General features: G+C 55.8%; 17 protein-coding genes. 15 read left to right on the top strand and 2 right to left on the bottom strand.

The window, feature by feature from the left end; all coding sequences use genetic code 11:
* Nucleotides 1–29: 29 nt before the first annotated feature.
* Nucleotides 30–1,202 (bottom strand): 3-demethoxyubiquinol 3-hydroxylase, encoded by a 1,173-nt coding sequence (ubiF, locus tag AC6I8C_RS05140; protein WP_497821798.1) that lies wholly within the window; start codon nucleotides 1,200–1,202, stop codon nucleotides 30–32.
* 172 nt (nucleotides 1,203–1,374) lie between these two features.
* On the opposite strand from ubiF, the gene miaB reads away from it, so the two are divergent.
* From miaB to AC6I8C_RS05095, 9 genes are all read left to right on the top strand, one after another.
* Complete coding sequence (gene miaB, locus AC6I8C_RS05135; protein ID WP_497821797.1) at nucleotides 1,375–2,799, top strand: tRNA (N6-isopentenyl adenosine(37)-C2)-methylthiotransferase MiaB; 1,425 nt, start codon at nucleotides 1,375–1,377, stop codon at nucleotides 2,797–2,799.
* A 209-nt stretch (nucleotides 2,800–3,008) separates the two neighbouring features.
* The gene (locus tag AC6I8C_RS05130) at nucleotides 3,009–4,070 is read left to right on the top strand and encodes a PhoH family protein (protein ID WP_013357113.1); all 1,062 of its coding nucleotides are present in this window, start codon (nucleotides 3,009–3,011) and stop codon (nucleotides 4,068–4,070) included.
* On the top strand, nucleotides 4,067–4,540 hold the full coding sequence (ybeY, locus tag AC6I8C_RS05125; protein WP_497821796.1) for an rRNA maturation RNase YbeY: 474 nt from the start codon (nucleotides 4,067–4,069) through the stop codon (nucleotides 4,538–4,540). Before AC6I8C_RS05130 ends, ybeY begins: the two co-directional genes overlap by 4 nt.
* A gap of 82 nt (nucleotides 4,541–4,622) precedes the next feature.
* Entirely contained in the window at nucleotides 4,623–5,504 is an 882-nt protein-coding gene (gene corC / locus AC6I8C_RS05120; protein WP_013357111.1) for a CNNM family magnesium/cobalt transport protein CorC, read from the top strand.
* A gap of 4 nt (nucleotides 5,505–5,508) precedes the next feature.
* On the top strand, nucleotides 5,509–7,032 hold the full coding sequence (gene lnt / locus AC6I8C_RS05115; RefSeq protein WP_497821795.1) for an apolipoprotein N-acyltransferase: 1,524 nt from the start codon (nucleotides 5,509–5,511) through the stop codon (nucleotides 7,030–7,032).
* A 436-nt stretch (nucleotides 7,033–7,468) separates the two neighbouring features.
* A complete protein-coding gene (locus AC6I8C_RS05110; protein ID WP_013357108.1) occupies nucleotides 7,469–8,365 on the top strand; it encodes an amino acid ABC transporter substrate-binding protein in 897 nt (298 codons plus the stop codon).
* 280 nt (nucleotides 8,366–8,645) lie between these two features.
* Nucleotides 8,646–9,386, top strand: a complete 741-nt coding sequence (locus AC6I8C_RS05105) for an amino acid ABC transporter permease (RefSeq protein WP_013357107.1) — start codon at nucleotides 8,646–8,648, stop codon at nucleotides 9,384–9,386.
* Nucleotides 9,386–10,063: a glutamate/aspartate ABC transporter permease GltK gene (gene gltK / locus AC6I8C_RS05100; RefSeq protein ID WP_497821794.1), complete on the top strand. Its 678-nt coding sequence runs from the start codon at nucleotides 9,386–9,388 to the stop codon at nucleotides 10,061–10,063. The genes AC6I8C_RS05105 and gltK overlap by 1 nt, the downstream gene beginning before the upstream one ends.
* On the top strand, nucleotides 10,064–10,789 hold the full coding sequence (locus AC6I8C_RS05095; RefSeq protein WP_013357105.1) for an amino acid ABC transporter ATP-binding protein: 726 nt from the start codon (nucleotides 10,064–10,066) through the stop codon (nucleotides 10,787–10,789).
* A gap of 44 nt (nucleotides 10,790–10,833) precedes the next feature.
* Here the strand turns inward: AC6I8C_RS05095 and AC6I8C_RS05090 are convergent, their stop codons facing one another.
* The gene (locus tag AC6I8C_RS05090) at nucleotides 10,834–11,316 is read right to left on the bottom strand and encodes a zinc ribbon-containing protein (protein ID WP_033731844.1); all 483 of its coding nucleotides are present in this window, start codon (nucleotides 11,314–11,316) and stop codon (nucleotides 10,834–10,836) included.
* A 222-nt stretch (nucleotides 11,317–11,538) separates the two neighbouring features.
* Here AC6I8C_RS05090 and leuS point away from each other — a divergent pair, with 222 nt between their 5' ends.
* From leuS to rlmH, 6 genes are all read left to right on the top strand, one after another.
* On the top strand, nucleotides 11,539–14,121 hold the full coding sequence (gene leuS, locus AC6I8C_RS05085) for a leucine--tRNA ligase (RefSeq protein ID WP_497821793.1): 2,583 nt from the start codon (nucleotides 11,539–11,541) through the stop codon (nucleotides 14,119–14,121).
* 14 nt (nucleotides 14,122–14,135) lie between these two features.
* A complete protein-coding gene (gene lptE / locus AC6I8C_RS05080) occupies nucleotides 14,136–14,735 on the top strand; it encodes an LPS assembly lipoprotein LptE (RefSeq protein ID WP_497821792.1) in 600 nt (199 codons plus the stop codon).
* Nucleotides 14,732–15,763, top strand: coding sequence for a DNA polymerase III subunit delta (gene holA / locus AC6I8C_RS05075; RefSeq protein ID WP_497821791.1), 1,032 nt, complete (start codon nucleotides 14,732–14,734; stop codon nucleotides 15,761–15,763). Before lptE ends, holA begins: the two co-directional genes overlap by 4 nt.
* Entirely contained in the window at nucleotides 15,756–16,400 is a 645-nt protein-coding gene (gene nadD, locus AC6I8C_RS05070) for a nicotinate-nucleotide adenylyltransferase (protein ID WP_497821790.1), read from the top strand. Before holA ends, nadD begins: the two co-directional genes overlap by 8 nt.
* Nucleotides 16,401–16,491: 91 nt before the next feature.
* Nucleotides 16,492–16,809, top strand: a complete 318-nt coding sequence (gene rsfS / locus AC6I8C_RS05065) for a ribosome silencing factor (protein ID WP_013357099.1) — start codon at nucleotides 16,492–16,494, stop codon at nucleotides 16,807–16,809.
* 3 nt (nucleotides 16,810–16,812) lie between these two features.
* Nucleotides 16,813–17,283: a 23S rRNA (pseudouridine(1915)-N(3))-methyltransferase RlmH gene (gene rlmH, locus AC6I8C_RS05060; protein ID WP_013357098.1), complete on the top strand. Its 471-nt coding sequence runs from the start codon at nucleotides 16,813–16,815 to the stop codon at nucleotides 17,281–17,283.

Below are 17,283 nucleotides of genomic sequence, written 5' to 3'. Positions count from 1 at the left end.
CCCTGCGGCGAGCCTGAACGCGTAAGCGACTATAGCCCCAGCGCGTAACGCAATACCTGCCGCTTCAGTACGCCAGAATGTTCAGCGGCAATCAGTCCGAGATTTCGCGCAAACCGCAGCGGTGCCAGCTGGTTGCTGAAGGCAAAATAAAAGAGATCTATCCCGCCCTGCATCAGCAGATTGTCTTTGCGACGCTGCCGGTGATAGCGCTGCAATACCCGCTCTGAGTCCCAGTCCTCCGCTGCGCCGCGCGCGCTTACCAGCACATCAATCAATGCATCAATATCGCGATACCCCAGATTCACGCCCTGCCCGGCCAGCGGATTAATGGTATGCGCGGCATCGCCGACCAGCGCCAGCCCTGGAAGGACATAACGTGAAGCATGACGGCGCACCAGCGGGAAACCGCCCGCCGCATGGGCTTTGAACCGTCCCAGACGCGCCGGGAAGTGGCTGGCAATTTCTTTCTCCAGCTGGGCTATCGGCATCGCCTGAAGCTGACGCACTCTTGCGGGCGCGTCATACCAGACCAGCGAGGCGCGATTGCCATACAGCGGCAGGAAGGCGCGCGGTCCCTGCGGCGTAAAGTGCTGCCAGGTGGCGTCGCCTGCCGGATGTTCACAGGTCACGCTGATCAGCAGGCAGGACTGCGCATAGCTCCAGCCATGAATCCCTATACCGACCATCTGCCGCACCTGCGAGTTTGCACCATCTGCACCAATCACCAGCCGGGTATGCAAGGCCACGCCGTCGTTAAGGTCGACGCGCCAGCCGCCATTTTCTGGCTGCAGGTTTTCCAGCGTGGCCGGGCAATAGCAGGTCACGCCCAGCGACTGCATCTCCTCCCATAACGCCCGTTGAAGCACGCTGTTCTCGACCATAAAGCCCAGTTCAGGCAGGCCCAGCGAGTCAGCATCAAAACTCACCTGCGCCGTCTGCCACTCCCAGGTTTCCAGTCTGCGATAGGGTGCGCTGCGCATCACTTCGACCCGCGGCCAGACGTTGAGCTGCTTCAGCAGCGCCACCGAGGAGGAACCGATTGCTGAAATTCGCAGATCGGGATCGCTGTCGGCATCAAACGGCGCGGGTTCAGCACGCTCAATCACCGCCACACGAAAATGGTGCTGTGTCAGTCCACAGGCCAGCGCAGCACCGACCATGCCACCACCGACAATCACGACATCAAACTGATTATCCTGCATTGCTTAACTCCCTCTCTTATTCCCGCCAGCCTGCGCATCGCGGGTCTGAATAGAGCAAAGTGTACCGGAAAACCCGATGGCTGGCAGAAAAGCCCTCAGGCTGGTCACCACAGCATCAAAGCATTACAATACGCGCCCCTCACTTCACTGCACTGAATCAATGGCTAGCGCGATGACAAAAAAACTGCATATCAAAACCTGGGGATGTCAGATGAATGAGTATGATTCATCCAAGATGTCTGATCTGCTGAACAGTACGCACGGCTATACGCTGACCGAGGTCCCTGAAGAGGCGGATATTCTGCTGCTTAACACCTGCTCCATTCGTGAGAAAGCGCAGGAGAAGGTGTTTCATCTGCTGGGACGCTGGAGAAAACTCAAAGAGCGCAACCCGGATGTGATTATCGGCGTCGGTGGCTGTGTGGCGTCGCAGGAAGGCGATCATATTCGTCAGCGTGCGCCCTGCGTAGATATTGTGTTTGGTCCGCAGACACTGCACCGCCTGCCGGAGATGATCAACACCGTGCGCGGCACCAAAAGTCCGGTAGTCGACATCAGCTTCCCGGAAATTGAGAAATTTGACCGCCTGCCGGAACCGCGTGCAGAAGGCCCGACAGCCTTTGTCTCCATTATGGAAGGCTGCAACAAATATTGTACTTTCTGCGTGGTGCCTTACACCCGTGGTGAGGAAGTGAGCCGTCCCAGCGATGATATTCTGCTGGAGATCGCCCAGCTGGCAGCGCAGGGCGTGCGTGAAGTTAACCTGCTGGGTCAGAACGTCAACGCTTACCGTGGTGCCACCTTTGATGGTGAGATCTGTACCTTCGCTGAGCTGCTGCGCCTGGCCGCCGCCATCGACGGTATCGACCGCATTCGATTCACCACCAGCCACCCGATTGAGTTCACCGATGACATCATTGATGTCTATCGCGATACCCCGGAGCTGGTGAGTTTCCTGCATCTGCCGGTTCAGAGTGGCGCAGACCGTATTCTGACACTGATGAAGCGCGCGCATACCGCGCTGGAGTATAAGGCGATTATCCGCAAGCTGCGCGCGGCGCGCCCGGACATTGAGATCAGCTCCGACTTTATCATCGGCTTCCCCGGAGAAACCCAGCAGGATTTTGAGCAGACCATGAAGCTCATCGCAGACATCAATTTCGACGTCAGCTTCAGCTTTATCTACTCTGCCCGTCCCGGCACGCCCGCCGCTGACCTGCCGGATGATGTCAGCGAAGAGGAGAAAAAACAGCGTCTGTGGATCCTGCAGGACCGCATTAACCAGCAGGCGCAGGCGATCAGTCGCCGCATGATCGGCACCGTGCAGCGTATTCTGGTGGAAGGCATCTCCCGCAAGAACGTCATGGAAGTCTCTGGCCGCACCGAAAATAACCGTGTGGTCAATTTTGAAGGCACGCCTGAGATGATTGGCCGCTTTGTGGATGTTGAAATTGTTGACGTCTACACCAACTCGCTGCGCGGCAAGCTGGTGCGTACTGAAGAGGAGATGGGCCTGCGTATGGCGCAAAGCCCGGCATCTGTGATTGCCCGTACCCGCAAAGAAAACGAAATCGGCGTGGGTCTGTTCCAGCCGTGATGCCTGCTATATTGTGCGGTAGCGCGCATTGCGTTGCCGCCAGGTTCACGCCACGACACTTGGTTTCTGAAAGTGTCGCCCAAATATCTCTCCTTAAGCTTGCGCCCAGGCGTTACGGCATAAATAATTTCGTTATGGTGCATCCGGTTAAGCCTAACGGTGCGTCAGACACATCCCAAAACTGGCCCTGAGTGACCCAAAGGATTCGTTTGAATATCGAAACTCGTGAAATCGCCCTTGAACCGGCTGATAACCGTCGTCTGATGAGCCTGTGCGGGCCTTTCGACGATAATGTGAAACAGCTTGAGCGTCGTCTGGGCATTGAGATCAATCGTCGCGACAACGTCTTTAAGCTGGTGGGACGCCCACTTTGCGTTAATGCCGCCGCAGATATTCTGAAGACCCTGTATGTCGATACCGCGCCAATGCGTGGTGAGATCCCGGATATCGAGCCTGACCAGATTCACCTGGCGATCAAAGAGAGCCGGGTACTGGAGCAAACCGCTGAAAGCGTGCCGGAGTACGGTAAAGCGGTCAACATTAAGACCAAGCGTGGTGTGATCAAACCACGCACGCCAAATCAGGCCCAGTACATCGCGAATGTGCTCGACCACGACATTACCTTTGGTGTCGGCCCGGCCGGTACCGGTAAAACTTATCTGGCGGTGGCCGCGGCCGTGGATGCGCTGGAACGTCAGGAAATTCGCCGCATCATGTTGACCCGCCCTGCCGTCGAAGCGGGTGAAAAGCTCGGCTTCCTGCCAGGCGACCTGAGCCAGAAAGTCGACCCTTATCTGCGTCCGCTCTACGATGCGCTGTTTGAAATGCTCGGCTTCGAGCGCGTTGAAAAGCTGATGGAGCGCAACGTTATTGAAGTTGCCCCGCTGGCCTATATGCGTGGTCGAACCCTGAACGATGCGTTCATCATTCTTGATGAAAGCCAGAACACCACCATCGAGCAGATGAAGATGTTCCTGACGCGCATCGGCTTTAACTCCAAAGCGGTCATAACCGGCGACGTCACCCAGATCGACCTGCCCCGTCACGTCAAGTCGGGCCTGCGTCATGCTATCGAGGTGCTGGCAGACGTGGAAGAGATCAGCTTTAACTTCTTCCACAGCGAAGATGTGGTGCGCCATCCGGTCGTTGCCCGCATTGTCACCGCTTATGAAGCCTGGGAAGCCGCCGATCAGACCCGCCGTGACCAGCAGGCAGAAGAGCGTAAACGTGAGGCGCTGGCAGCACAGAGCGCCACGCAGGAGAGCAAATGAGCGAGGTGATTCTCGACCTGCAGGTCGCCTGTGACAACACCGCTGATCTGCCTGATGAAGGCCAGTTTCACCGCTGGCTTTCAGCGGCTGTGACCCCTTTCCAGCCCGAAAGCGAAGTTACAGTCCGTCTGGTTGATGAAGCAGAAAGTCATGAGCTTAATCTGACTTATCGTGGCAAAGATAAGCCAACCAACGTCCTCTCCTTCCCGTTTGAAGCGCCGCCGGGCATTGAGCTGCCGCTGCTGGGCGATCTGATCATCTGCCGTCAGGTAGTTGAGCAGGAAGCGGCAGAACAGGGGAAAAGCGTTGAAGCCCACTGGGCACATATGGTGGTACACGGTACGCTGCATCTGCTGGGTTACGACCATATTGATGACGATGAAGCTGACGAGATGGAAGGACTGGAGACCGAGATAATGCTTGCTCTTGGGTATCCTGATCCGTACATTTCGGAGAAAGAAGACGCCTGAATCCTGAATTCAGGCAATCCGGCTGTCAGCACAGGTTGCTGACAGCCCCCATTCCTCACCAGAGAGATCTTTAAAAACCGCCATGAGCGACGACCATTCTCAAAACAGCGATGCACCCAGTAGTAAAAAGGGATTTTTCTCCCTGTTGATCAACCAACTCTTTCACGGTGAACCAAAAAACCGTGATGAGCTCCTGGAGCTGATCCGCGACTCGAATAACAAAGAGCTGATTGACCAGGACACCCGCGACATGCTCGAAGGGGTTCTGGATATTGCGGAGCAGCGCGTGCGTGACATCATGATCCCGCGTTCGCAAATGATCACCCTGAAACGTAATCAGAGCCTCGAAGAGTGTCTGGATGTCATTATCGACTCCGCGCACTCCCGCTTCCCGGTGATCAGCGAAGACAAAGATCATGTGGAAGGGATTCTGATGGCGAAAGATCTGCTGCCGTTTATGAGCAGTGAATCAGAGCCGTTCAGCATTGAGAAAGTGCTGCGTCCTGCGGTGGTGGTGCCGGAAAGTAAGCGTGTTGACCGGATGCTGAAAGAGTTCCGCTCACAGCGTTACCACATGGCGATTGTTATTGATGAGTTTGGTGGTGTCTCCGGCCTGGTGACCATTGAAGACATTCTGGAACTAATCGTAGGTGAGATTGAAGATGAATATGACGATGAAGAAGATCGTGATATCCGTCAGCTCAATCGTCATACCTTCACGGTGCGCGCACTGACCGCCATTGAAGATTTCAATGAGGTGTTTGGCACACAGTTCAGTGATGATGAAGTCGACACCATTGGTGGTCTGGTCATGCAGGGCTTCGGCCATCTGCCCGCGCGCGGTGAAAGCATCGAGATTGAGGGTTACCAGTTCAAGGTGGCGATGGCTGACAGCCGCCGCATCATCCAGGTTCACGTGACTATTCCGGAAAATTCGCCACAACCCCAACTGGAAGACGAATAAGTCTATGGCTTTAGCCTCACTCTACCCGCGCCAGCGGGTTCGCCTGCTGCTGGCTTTAATAACGGGTGCACTGGGCACCCTCGCCTTCTCTCCTTACGATTTCTGGCCTGCCGCTCTGCTCTCGCTGTGCGGCTTACAACTGCTGACCCTGAACCGCTCAAGCCCGCAGGCCACCGCGATCGGCTTTGTGTGGGGAGTAGGTCTGTTCGGCAGCGGCATTAACTGGGTCTATGTCAGTGTTGCCACCTTTGGCGGCATGCCTGGTCCGGTCAATGTCTTTATCGTGGCGCTGCTGGCGGCCTATCTGGCGGTCTATCCGGCGCTGTTTGCCGGTGTACTGAATCGCCTCTGGCCGCGCACGACGCTGTGGCGCATGGCGCTGGCAGCACCGGCATTGTGGCAGATGACTGAGTTTCTGCGCGGCTGGGTGCTGACCGGCTTCCCGTGGCTGCAGTTTGGTTACAGCCAGATCGACGGTCCGTTAAAAGGCCTGGCCCCGCTGGCGGGCGTCGAGACCCTGACCTTCCTGCTGATGGTCATTGCTGGCCTGCTGGCTTATGCCCTGCAGCAGCGCAACGTCAGAAGTCTGGTTGCCGCGTTGCTGCTGCTGGCTCTGCCGTGGCCGCTGCGCTACATCCAGTGGGTTCAGCCAATGCCGGAGCGTGCTGTCGACGTGGCGCTGGTACAGGGAAATATCCCGCAGTCGATGAAGTGGGATCCTCAGCAACTGCTCACGACCCTGCGCATCTATAACGGTCTGAGCCAGCCGCTGATGGGTAAAGCGCCGATTATTATCTGGCCTGAATCGGCGATAACCGATCTGGAAAGCAATCAGCAGCCGTTCCTGCGTTCGCTGGATGATGAATTGCGTGAGCGCGGCAGTTCGCTGGTCACCGGCATCGTTGACTCCCGGCTGGAGCAGAATCGTTATCACGACTACAACACCGTGATCGTGCTTGGCGGCAAAACGCCGTACAACTACTTCAGCGGCAATCGTTACCAGAAAAATCATCTGGTGCCGTTTGGCGAATTTGTGCCGCTGGCCGATCTGCTGCGTCCGCTGGCCCCGTTCTTCGATCTGCCGATGTCAGCCTTCAGCCGTGGCAACTATCTCCAGCCGCAACTCAGCGTGGCGGGCTATAACCTGACGAGCGCCATCTGTTATGAGATTGTGCTCGGTGAACAGGTGCGGGCTAACTTCCATCCCGACACTAACTTCCTGCTGACCGTTTCGAACGATGCCTGGTTTGGTCACTCTATCGGTCCGTGGCAGCACTTCCAGATGGCGAGAATGCGGGCGCTGGAGCTGGGACGTCCGCTGTTGCGTAGCACTAACAACGGCGTGACGGCGGTGGTCAATGCCAGTGGTGATGTGGAGGCGATGCTGCCGCAGTTTACCCGCGATGTGCTGACCAGCAAGGTCACGCCGACGCAGGGGGAAACCCCGTATGCGCGGGCGGGCATCTGGCCAGTCTGGTCACTGACGCTGCTGGCGGCGTTGATAGCTCTGCTGCGTCGACGCCGATAACCTATCCGATCCTTAAAGGCGAAGCGCAGGCTTCGCCTTTTTTCTTTGCTCGCTCCCCGGTATATCTCACTCCCCTGACCACATACTCTGCTGTCTTTCTCGCCCTGTACCGCTTTCTGGCACGATGATTGCAGAATGTTTCACTGTTTTTCGCCGACAGGCGGATTGCAGGCGCCGACGCCTGGCCGGCTGCACCAAAACAGTCGCCTCTGCTGCACCGTTAACGCGCAGCGCAAGATATTTGCCTTTTTTTGGTGCGGATCGCCTCGCAAAAAATAAACTTTTTTGTTTCATTACGTTAACAATCAGCTATGTTAGTGACTCTTCTGCGCCCATTTAACCCGCAGAATGAGCAGAAACGCAGCAAAAAACAGACACAACATCATAATCAGCACAGGTAATAGCCTGGGCCTTTTTCATACGAAGGAGTTGGAACATGCAACTACGCAAAGTGGCATTATCTCTTCTGCTGATCAGCGCAGCGGCGGGAGCGGCCCAGGCGGAAGATCTCAGCGGCACCCTGAAGAAGATCAATGACAATGGCGTCATTGTGGTCGGGCATCGCGAATCATCAGTTCCCTTTTCTTACTATGACAACCAGCAAAAAGTCGTCGGCTATTCACAGGCTTACTCAAACGCCATTGTGGAAGCCATTAAAGCGAAGCTGAACAAGCCGGACCTGCAGGTCAAAATGATCCCGATCACCTCACAAAACCGTATTCCGCTGCTGCAAAACGGCACCTACGATTATGAGTGTGGCTCCACTACCAACAACCTTGAGCGCCAGAAACAGGCCGCGTTCTCTGACACCATTTTTGTCATCGGCACCCGTCTGCTGGTTAAAAAAGATGGCCCGATCAAAGACTTCGCCGATCTGAAAGGCAAAACCGTGGTCGTGACTTCAGGAACCACCTCTGAAGTGCTGCTGCATAAACTCAATGACGAACAGAAACTGGATATGCGCATCATCAGCGCCAAAGATCACGGTGACTCTTTCCGTACGCTGGAAACTGGTCGTGCCGTGGCTTTCATGATGGATGATGCTCTGCTGGCCGGCGAACGCGCCAAAGCCAAAAAGCCGGATAACTGGGAGATCTTAGGTACGCCACAGTCAAAAGAGGCCTATGGCTGCATGCTGCGTAAAGATGATCCGCAGTTCAAAGCGCTGGTCGATGAAACCATTGCTAAAGCCCAGACCTCTGGTCAGGCAGAAAAATGGTTCGATACCTGGTTCAAACAGCCGATTCCACCAAAGAATCTGAACATGAACTTTGAACTCTCTGATGACATGAAAGCCCTGTTCAAAACGCCAAATGACAAAGCACTGAATTAACAAAAAAATACCCAATGGATCTCAGATTGCATTGAGTCGGCAGGAGAATGCATCCCGGTGAACTTACTCATGTAAGGCATTTGGATGAGTGAACATAGCCAACAAAAATGCAGCCTGAAAGACGGCGGGTATAACAAGGGCGGCCTGGCTGCCCTCTCGATTGCTGAAACCGCGGCATGGACAGACTGACTGACCCGGGTCGTTCCCCTGAGTCAGGAAATAAAACGCCGTTCATCAATCTTCAGGGTAGCTTAGCTACCCTTTTTTTCCGGAGCTCGTTATGGGTATCGATTGGAACTGGGGCATATTCCTCGAACAGGCCCCGTTCGGTAACACGACCTACCTCGGCTGGCTGTGGTCCGGTTTTCAGGTGACGATAGCCGTCTCCTGCTGCGCCTGGATTATCGCCTTCTGCGTGGGTTCATTTTTCGGCATTCTGCGCACCGTGCCGAATCGCCTGCTGTCGACCATTGGCACCTGCTATGTGGAACTGTTTCGTAATATCCCGCTGATCGTCCAGTTCTTCTTCTGGTATCTGGTCGCGCCCGAACTGGTAGGCGAAAAGCTTGGCATGTGGTTTAAGTCGGAGCTGGACCCCAACATTCAGTTCTTCCTCTCTTCAATGATCTGTCTTGGCCTGTTTACCGCCGCCCGCGTCTGCGAGCAGGTGCGCGCAGCCATTCAGTCGCTGCCGGCAGGACAGAAAAATGCCGGTCTGGCGATGGGATTAACGCTGCCGCAGACCTATCGCTATGTCCTGCTGCCGAATGCGTATCGCGTGATTGTGCCGCCGATGACCTCGGAAATGCTGAACCTGGTGAAGAACTCCGCTATCGCCTCCACCATTGGTCTGGTCGATATGGCGGCGCAGGCGGGCAAACTGCTCGACTATTCTGCTCACGCCTATGAATCCTTTACCGCCATTACGCTGGCCTACGTCGCGATTAACCTGGTAATTATGTTGTTGATGAGTCTGGTCGAGCGCAAAGTCCGGCTGCCAGGCAATGCGGGAGGCAAGTAATGTACGACTTTGACTGGAGTTCGATTACACCCAGCCTGCCCTATCTGCTTAACGGCTTAGTGATTACCTTCAAGATCACCATTACCGCCGTGGTCTTCGGCATTCTGTGGGGCACCCTGCTGGCGGTGATGCGTCTGTCGACCTTTAAGCCCATCAGCTGGTTCGCCAAAATCTACGTCAACCTGTTCCGCTCGGTGCCGCTGGTGATGGTGCTGCTGTGGTTCTATCTGGTGGTGCCGAGTTTCCTGCAGCAGGTGCTGGGCCTGTCGCCGAAAACCGATATCCGGCTGATTTCCGCTATGGTTGCCTTTTCGCTGTTTGAAGCGGCCTACTACTCCGAAATCATTCGTGCCGGCATCATCAGTATTTCGCGTGGACAAGGCAACGCCGCGCTGGCGCTGGGTATGACACAGTGGCAGGCAATGCGCCTGATCATCCTGCCGCAGGCGTTCCGCGCCATGGTTCCGCTGTTACTGACGCAGGGTATCGTGCTGTTCCAGGATACCTCGCTGGTCTATGTCTTAAGCCTGGCGGACTTCTTCCGTACCGCGTCCACCATTGGTGAGCGCGACGGCACCCAGGTTGAAATGGTTCTGTTTGCAGGTCTGGTCTACTTCGTTATCAGCCTGAGCGCATCGCTGTTGGTCAGCTATCTGAAAAGAAAAAGGACGGTTTAAATGATTAGCCTGAAAAATGTTTCTAAGTGGTATGGTCACTTTCAGGTGCTGACCGACTGCTCAACCGAGGTCAAAACCGGTGAGGTAGTGGTGGTCTGCGGGCCGTCCGGCTCCGGTAAATCGACGCTGATCAAAACGGTGAACGGACTTGAGCCGGTTCAGCAGGGCGTGATTGCGGTCAACGGCACCGAGGTGAACAACAAAAAAACCAACCTTGCACAGCTTCGCAGTCAGGTCGGTATGGTGTTTCAGCACTTCGAGCTGTTCCCGCATCTGAGCATTATCAACAATTTGGTACTGGCACAGGTAAAAGTGCTGAAGCGTGACAAAGCGGCGGCCCGCGATAAGGGGCTGAAACTGCTGAAGCGTGTGGGACTGTCAGCGCATGCCGAGAAGTTTCCTGGCCAGCTCTCCGGCGGTCAGCAGCAGCGCGTGGCGATTGCACGTGCGCTCTGCATGGATCCTATCGCGATGCTGTTTGATGAACCGACCTCCGCGCTGGACCCGGAAATGATCAACGAAGTGCTGGATGTGATGGTTGAGCTGGCGCAGGAGGGAATGACGATGATGGTGGTAACACACGAGATGGGCTTCGCCCGTAAGGTTGCCAATCGCGTGATCTTTATGGATGAAGGGAAAATTATCGAAGACACCAATAAAGATGACTTCTTCAATAATCCACAGTCTGACCGTGCGAAAGATTTCCTCGCTAAAATTCTGCACTAAATAATCTATGCGGGTCACCTGAGTGGCCCGCATCGTTGTTGTTATCAGGGTTCGAAAGGCTGACGCTGAAACTGGTCATTGCCGCATTCCGGACAGCGCGACAGGGTTTCCGGCGTATAGATCGCCCGGGTAAACTGACACTTCTCACACACCAGATTGCCCAGTCCCACCACTTCACCGCTCTGATACACACCGTGATGATGCAGATCCTGGAACACTTCGCGCCACTCCAGCTGACTTTTATCGGTGATATCCGCCAGCTCTTTCCAGACGCTCTCACGAATAATACGCATAAACAGTGAATCCGCCAGGGGCTCTTCTACGTCGGTATAACTACGTGCAAACTCGCCCAAATCACGGCGCACCGAGCTCAGCGCCTGATCAATCTCTTCTTCCGTCATGTCATCGCGCACCCGTAACTGGCTGCGTCGACCGGCAATCAGCTCATCAAGGTTACGATCGCCCTGACGGAGACGTTCGGTCAGTACGGCTAACGACTCGCGATATTCCTGAGCTACTTTATTCATTTTATTCTCCTTTATGCAGACCCTCGCTAAATTAAGTTTAGTCGCAATGCGGCTTTTGCCGTGTCGTCTGTACAGTGAATTACAAAAGGGTGAAGAGGCTGACGCTTTCAGCAGAAATCGTGCCAGCAAAAGTGGGAAGTGTTGTTGATACGCGGCCTTATGGGTATGCTATGCGGATCGTAGAGCCCGAAAAATGTTATTCATAAAGGACCACAGGCAGCCATGCAAGAGCAATACCGCCCGGAAGAGATTGAATCCCGTGTGCAGCAACACTGGGATGAAAACGAAACGTTTAAAGTGACTGAGCAGGAAGGTAAAGAGAAATACTATTGCCTCTCCATGTTGCCCTATCCTTCTGGCCGCCTGCATATGGGCCACGTTCGTAACTACACCATCGGCGACGTAATCGCGCGTTATCAGCGTATGCTCGGCAAAAACGTACTACAGCCGATTGGCTGGGATGCTTTCGGCCTGCCTGCGGAAGGCGCTGCGGTCAAAAACAACACCGCACCGGCCCCCTGGACATACGACAACATCGCTTACATGAAAAACCAGCTTAAACTGCTGGGCTTTGGCTATGACTGGAGTCGTGAACTGGCGACCTGCCAGCCAGAGTACTATCGCTGGGAACAGTGGTTCTTCACCAAACTGTATGAAAAAGGTCTGGTCTATAAAAAGACCTCTGCCGTCAACTGGTGCCCGAACGATCAGACGGTGCTGGCGAATGAGCAGGTGATCGATGGCTGCTGCTGGCGCTGCGACACCAAAGTTGAGCGCAAAGAGATCCCGCAGTGGTTTATCAAAATCACCGATTATGCGGAAGAGCTGCTGAACGACCTGGATACGCTGGAAGAGTGGCCTGAGCAAGTCAAAACCATGCAGCGTAACTGGATTGGCCGTTCTGAAGGCGTCGAAATCACGTTCGACGTGGCTGACAGCGAAGAGAAAGTCACCGTCTACACCACCCGCCCGGATACCTTTATCGGCGCAACCTATGTCGCCGTTGCGGCGGGTCATCCGCTGGCAACCCAGGCGTCGGTGAACAATCCGGCACTGGCTGACTTTATCGCTGAATGCCGCAATACCAAAGTGGCCGAAGCCGATATGGCGACCATGGAGAAGAAAGGCATGGCGACCGGCCTGTCTGTTGTTCATCCGCTCACCGGTGAGCTTCTCCCGGTCTGGGTCGCTAACTTCGTGCTGATGGAATATGGCACCGGCGCCGTCATGGCGGTCCCGGCACACGACCAGCGCGACTGGGAATTTGCCACTAAATACGACCTGGCGATCAAGCCGGTGGTACTCAATCTGGATGGCTCTATTCCTGACGTCAGCGCCGCGGCAATGACCGACAAAGGCGCGCTGTTTAACTCAGGTGAGTTCAACGGTCTGGATCACGCCGCAGGGTTTACCGCCATTGCAGATTCTCTGGCGGCAAAAGGCGTGGGCGTGCGTAAAGTGAACTACCGACTGCGCGACTGGGGTGTTTCCCGTCAGCGTTACTGGGGCGCACCAATCCCGATGGTCACGCTGGAAGATGGCACCGTAATGCCGACACCTGAAGATCAGCTGCCGGTGATCCTGCCGGAAGATGTGGTGATGGATGGCATTACCAGCCCGATCAAAGCCGACCCGGAGTGGGCGAAAACCACGGTGAACGGCCAGCCTGCTCTGCGTGAAACCGACACCTTTGACACTTTCATGGAGTCCTCCTGGTACTACGCGCGCTATACCTGCGCCAGCTTCAAAGAAGGCATGCTGGATCCGGCCGCGGCAAACTACTGGCTGCCGGTCGATCAGTATGTGGGTGGTATTGAACACGCCATCATGCACCTGATGTATTTCCGCTTCTTCCACAAGCTGCTGCGTGACGCGGGCCTGGTGAACTCTGATGAACCAGCCAAACGTCTGCTGTGCCAGGGCATGGTGCTGGCTGACGCCTTCTACTACCTCGGTAACAACGGCGAGCGTAACTGGGTTTCACCGGTTGATGTTGAGGTTGAGCGTGACGAGAAAGGCCGCATTGTTAAAGCGGTTGATACGCAGGGCCGCGAAGTGATCTACGCGGGCATGAGTAAAATGTCGAAGTCGAAAAACAACGGCATCGACCCACAGCTGATGGTTGAGCGTTATGGCGCGGATACCGTACGTCTGTTCATGATGTTTGCTTCACCGGCCGATATGACGCTGGAGTGGCAGGAGTCGGGCGTTGAAGGGGCTAACCGCTTCCTGAAGCGTGTCTGGAAGCTGGTCTACGAGCACACCTCACAGGGTGCGACCGTGGCGCTGGATGTGAAGAGCCTGAATGACGAGCAGAAATCGCTGCGTCGTGACCTGCACAAAACCATCGCCAAAGTAGCGGATGATATTGGCCGTCGTCAGACCTTCAACACCGCCATTGCAGCGATTATGGAGCTGATGAACAAACTGGCGCGCGCCCCGCAGGAAAGCGAGCAGGATCGCGCTCTGATGCAGGAAGCGCTGCTGGCTATCGTCCGTCTGCTCTATCCGTTTACCCCGCACGCCTGCTATGTTCTGTGGCAGACGCTGGGTGGCGAAGGTACCATCGACGAAGCGAGCTGGCCGGTGGCTGATGAAGCCGCTATGGTTGAAGATTCACTGCTGGTCGTGGTGCAGGTGAACGGTAAAGTGCGTGGCAAAATTACCGTACCCGCCGATGCAACACAGGAGCAGGTTCAGGCACGCGCTGCGCAGGAGCATCTGGTGGCGAAGTATCTGGACGGCGTGACTATCCGTAAAGTCATTTATGTACCGGGCAAACTGCTTAACCTGGTCGTAGGTTAAGTTCAGGAGGAACTGTGCGACATCCGATTATCAGGCTGTTTGTCATGCTGGCGGTGGTGATCACCGCTGGCTGTGGTTTTCATCCGCGCGGCACCACGCAGGTGCCCAGCGAACTGAAAACCCTGATTGTTTCAACCGGCGATCCGTATGGACCGCTGGCACGTACTGTGCGTCAGCAACTGCGTATCAACGATGTCACCATCGTTGAGGACAACAAACACAACCGCACCGATATTCCGACGCTGCGTCTGGGTCCTGAAGTTTCGGGACGTAACACCGCATCGGTCTTTATCAGCGGCACCTCTGCTGAGTATCAGCTGGTCATGACCCTTACGGCGCAGGTTCTGTTGCCGGGCAAAGGAATCTACCCAATCAGCACCACGGTTTATCGTTCATTCTTCGATAACCCGAATGCTGCGCTGGCGAAAGATGCTGAGCAGGATCTGATTACGCAGGAGATGCGTCAGCGTGCTGCCGAACAGCTGGTACGTAAACTGCTGACCGTGCATGCTGCACAGATCAACAACAAAGAGACCTTACCGGCGTCAGTGATTCCGGTTCCGGGTCAGGGTTCACAGGAAGCACCGTCTTCCTCTGCTACCAGCCTGCAATGATCAGGATTTACCCTGAGCAACTCAGCGCGCAGCTCCGTGAGGGGCTGCGCGCCTGTTATTTGTTAGCCGGAAACGAACCGCTGCTGTTGCAGGAGAGTGGGGATGCCATCCGTTCCGCCGCCACCTCGCAGGGATTTGAAGAACATTTTAGTTTTACGCTGGACGCCCAGACCGACTGGGAGAGCCTGTTTGTCAGCTGTCAGTCACTGAGTCTGTTTGCACAGCGTCAGACAATGACGCTGCAATTCCCCGAGAATGGCCCCAACGCCGCAATGGCCGAGCAGCTGGTTAAGCTGTCGCAGCTGCTGCACGCCGATATTCTGCTGATCTGCCGGATGCCAAAGCTGACCAAAGCGCAGGAAAACAGCGCCTGGTTTAAAGCGTTGTCCGCCTCTGCAGTTTTAGTGCCCTGCCAGACGCCCGAACAGGCGCAACTGCCGCGCTGGGTCGTGAATCGCGCTAAGGCGCTGAAACTCTCGGTCGATGACGCGGCTGTGCAGCTGTTGTGTTACTGCTATGAAGGTAATCTGCTGGCGCTGGCCCAGGCGCTGGAGCGTCTCTCGCTGCAGTGGCCTGACGGCAAACTGACACTGCCCCGGGTTGAAGAGGCGGTCAGCGATGCGGCCCACTTCACACCGTTTCACTGGGTCGATGCTCTGCTGGCGGGTAAGAGCCGTCGCGCGCTGCATATCCTGCATCAGCTGGAGAAAGAAGAGAGCGAAGTAGTCATTCTGCTGCGTACGCTGCAGCGCGATTTGCTGACACTGCTGCATCTGCAGCGCCACCAGGCACAGCAGCCGCTGCGTACCCTGATGGATCAGCAGCGTATCTGGCAGAACCGCCGCGCGCTGTTCACCGACGCACTGCAACGCCTGGACGCCACGCGTCTGCAACGCGCGATTCATCTGCTGAGCCAGATTGAGATCACCCTGAAGCAGGATTATGGGCAGCCGGTGTGGCCACAGTTACAGACCCTGACGCTGCTGCTCAGCAGTCGTGCTTTTCCGACGAGTTTTGCCCATGTCTGAGTTACACGCGCTGTTTGGTGGCACCTTCGACCCGATTCATTTTGGTCATCTGCGTCCGGTCGAAGCGCTGGCTCAGCTGACCGGCCTGCAGCGTGTGACGCTGCTGCCCAACAATGTGCCACCGCATCGTCCGCAGCCGGAAGCCAGCGCCGTTCAGCGGGTCGCGATGCTGCGTTGTGCGATCCGCGGCTTACCGCTGTTTGAGATTGATACCCGTGAGCTGCAGCGCGAGACCCCCTCCTGGACCGTAACTACCCTGGAAGCCTGGCGCGCCGAACGCGGTGCAGAACGGCCGCTGGGCTTTATTATTGGTCAGGATTCCCTGCTGAGCTTAGCGAAATGGCATCGCTGGCAGGATCTGCTGTCGCTTTGTCATCTGCTGGTGTGCCAGCGCCCCGGCTATCCGACCCGGTTTGACGCGCCGGAGATGCAGGACTGGCTCGAACAACACCTTGCTCAGGATATCCGGCAGCTGCATCAGCAGCCCGCAGGCCATATCTGGCTGGCGGAAACCCCGCTCTATGACATTTCGGCGACTGAAATCCGTCGCCGTCGCCATCAGAACCAGCCCTGCGACGACCTGTTGCCCGCGGCGGTTATCGACTATATCGACCGCGAAGGCTTATATCGCGACTGATCCGGGCATGCTATACTGCGCCGCTTAAATTTTGGCTGCACTCTCCGGGCTTACAGCCAGCCCGATACCACCAGATTCCAAGGGGAACCTTTTGCAAGGTAAAGCACTCCAAGAGTTCGTTATTGATAAGATTGATGATCTCAAAGGCCAGGACATTGTCACCATCGACGTTCAGGGCAAATCCAGCATCACCGATTTCATGATCATCTGCACCGGCACCTCCACGCGTCATGTGACTTCGATCGCAGAACACGTTGAGCAGGAGTCCCGTTTAGCGGGCCTGATGCCATTAGGCATTGAAGGCAAAGGCGCGGCAGATTGGGTCGTGGTTGATCTGGGTGATGTCATCGTACATGTGATGCAGGAAGAGAGTCGCCAGCTGTATGAGCTGGAAAAACTCTGGGGCTAATCGGTGAAACTGCAACTTGTTGCCGTCGGCACAAAAATGCCCGACTGGGTGCAGACCGGTTTCATGGAATATCTGCGCCGCTTCCCGAAAGATATGCCGTTTGAGCTGACCGAAGTAACCGCAGGTAAACGCGGCAAAAATGCTGATATCAAACGCATCCTTGAAAAAGAGGGGGAAGCGATGTTGGCGGCGGTCGGCAAAGGCAATCGCATCGTCACGCTGGATATTCCTGGCCAACCGTGGGAAACCCCGCAGCTGGCGCAGCAGCTTGAACGCTGGAAGCTGGATGGTCGCGATGTCAGCCTGCTGATTGGCGGGCCTGAAGGCCTGGCTCCCGCCTGTAAAGCGGCGGCAGAGCAGAGCTGGTCACTGTCAGCATTGACGTTGCCTCATCCGCTGGTGCGCGTGCTGGTGGCCGAAAGTCTGTACCGGGCCTGGAGTATAACGACTAATCATCCTTATCATCGTGAATGA

This window comes from Pantoea sp. X-Soil-YNGN-844 (assembly GCF_059730595.1).
Note: the sequence above shows the minus strand (reverse complement) of the source record. Positions and strands in the feature narration are given on the sequence as shown.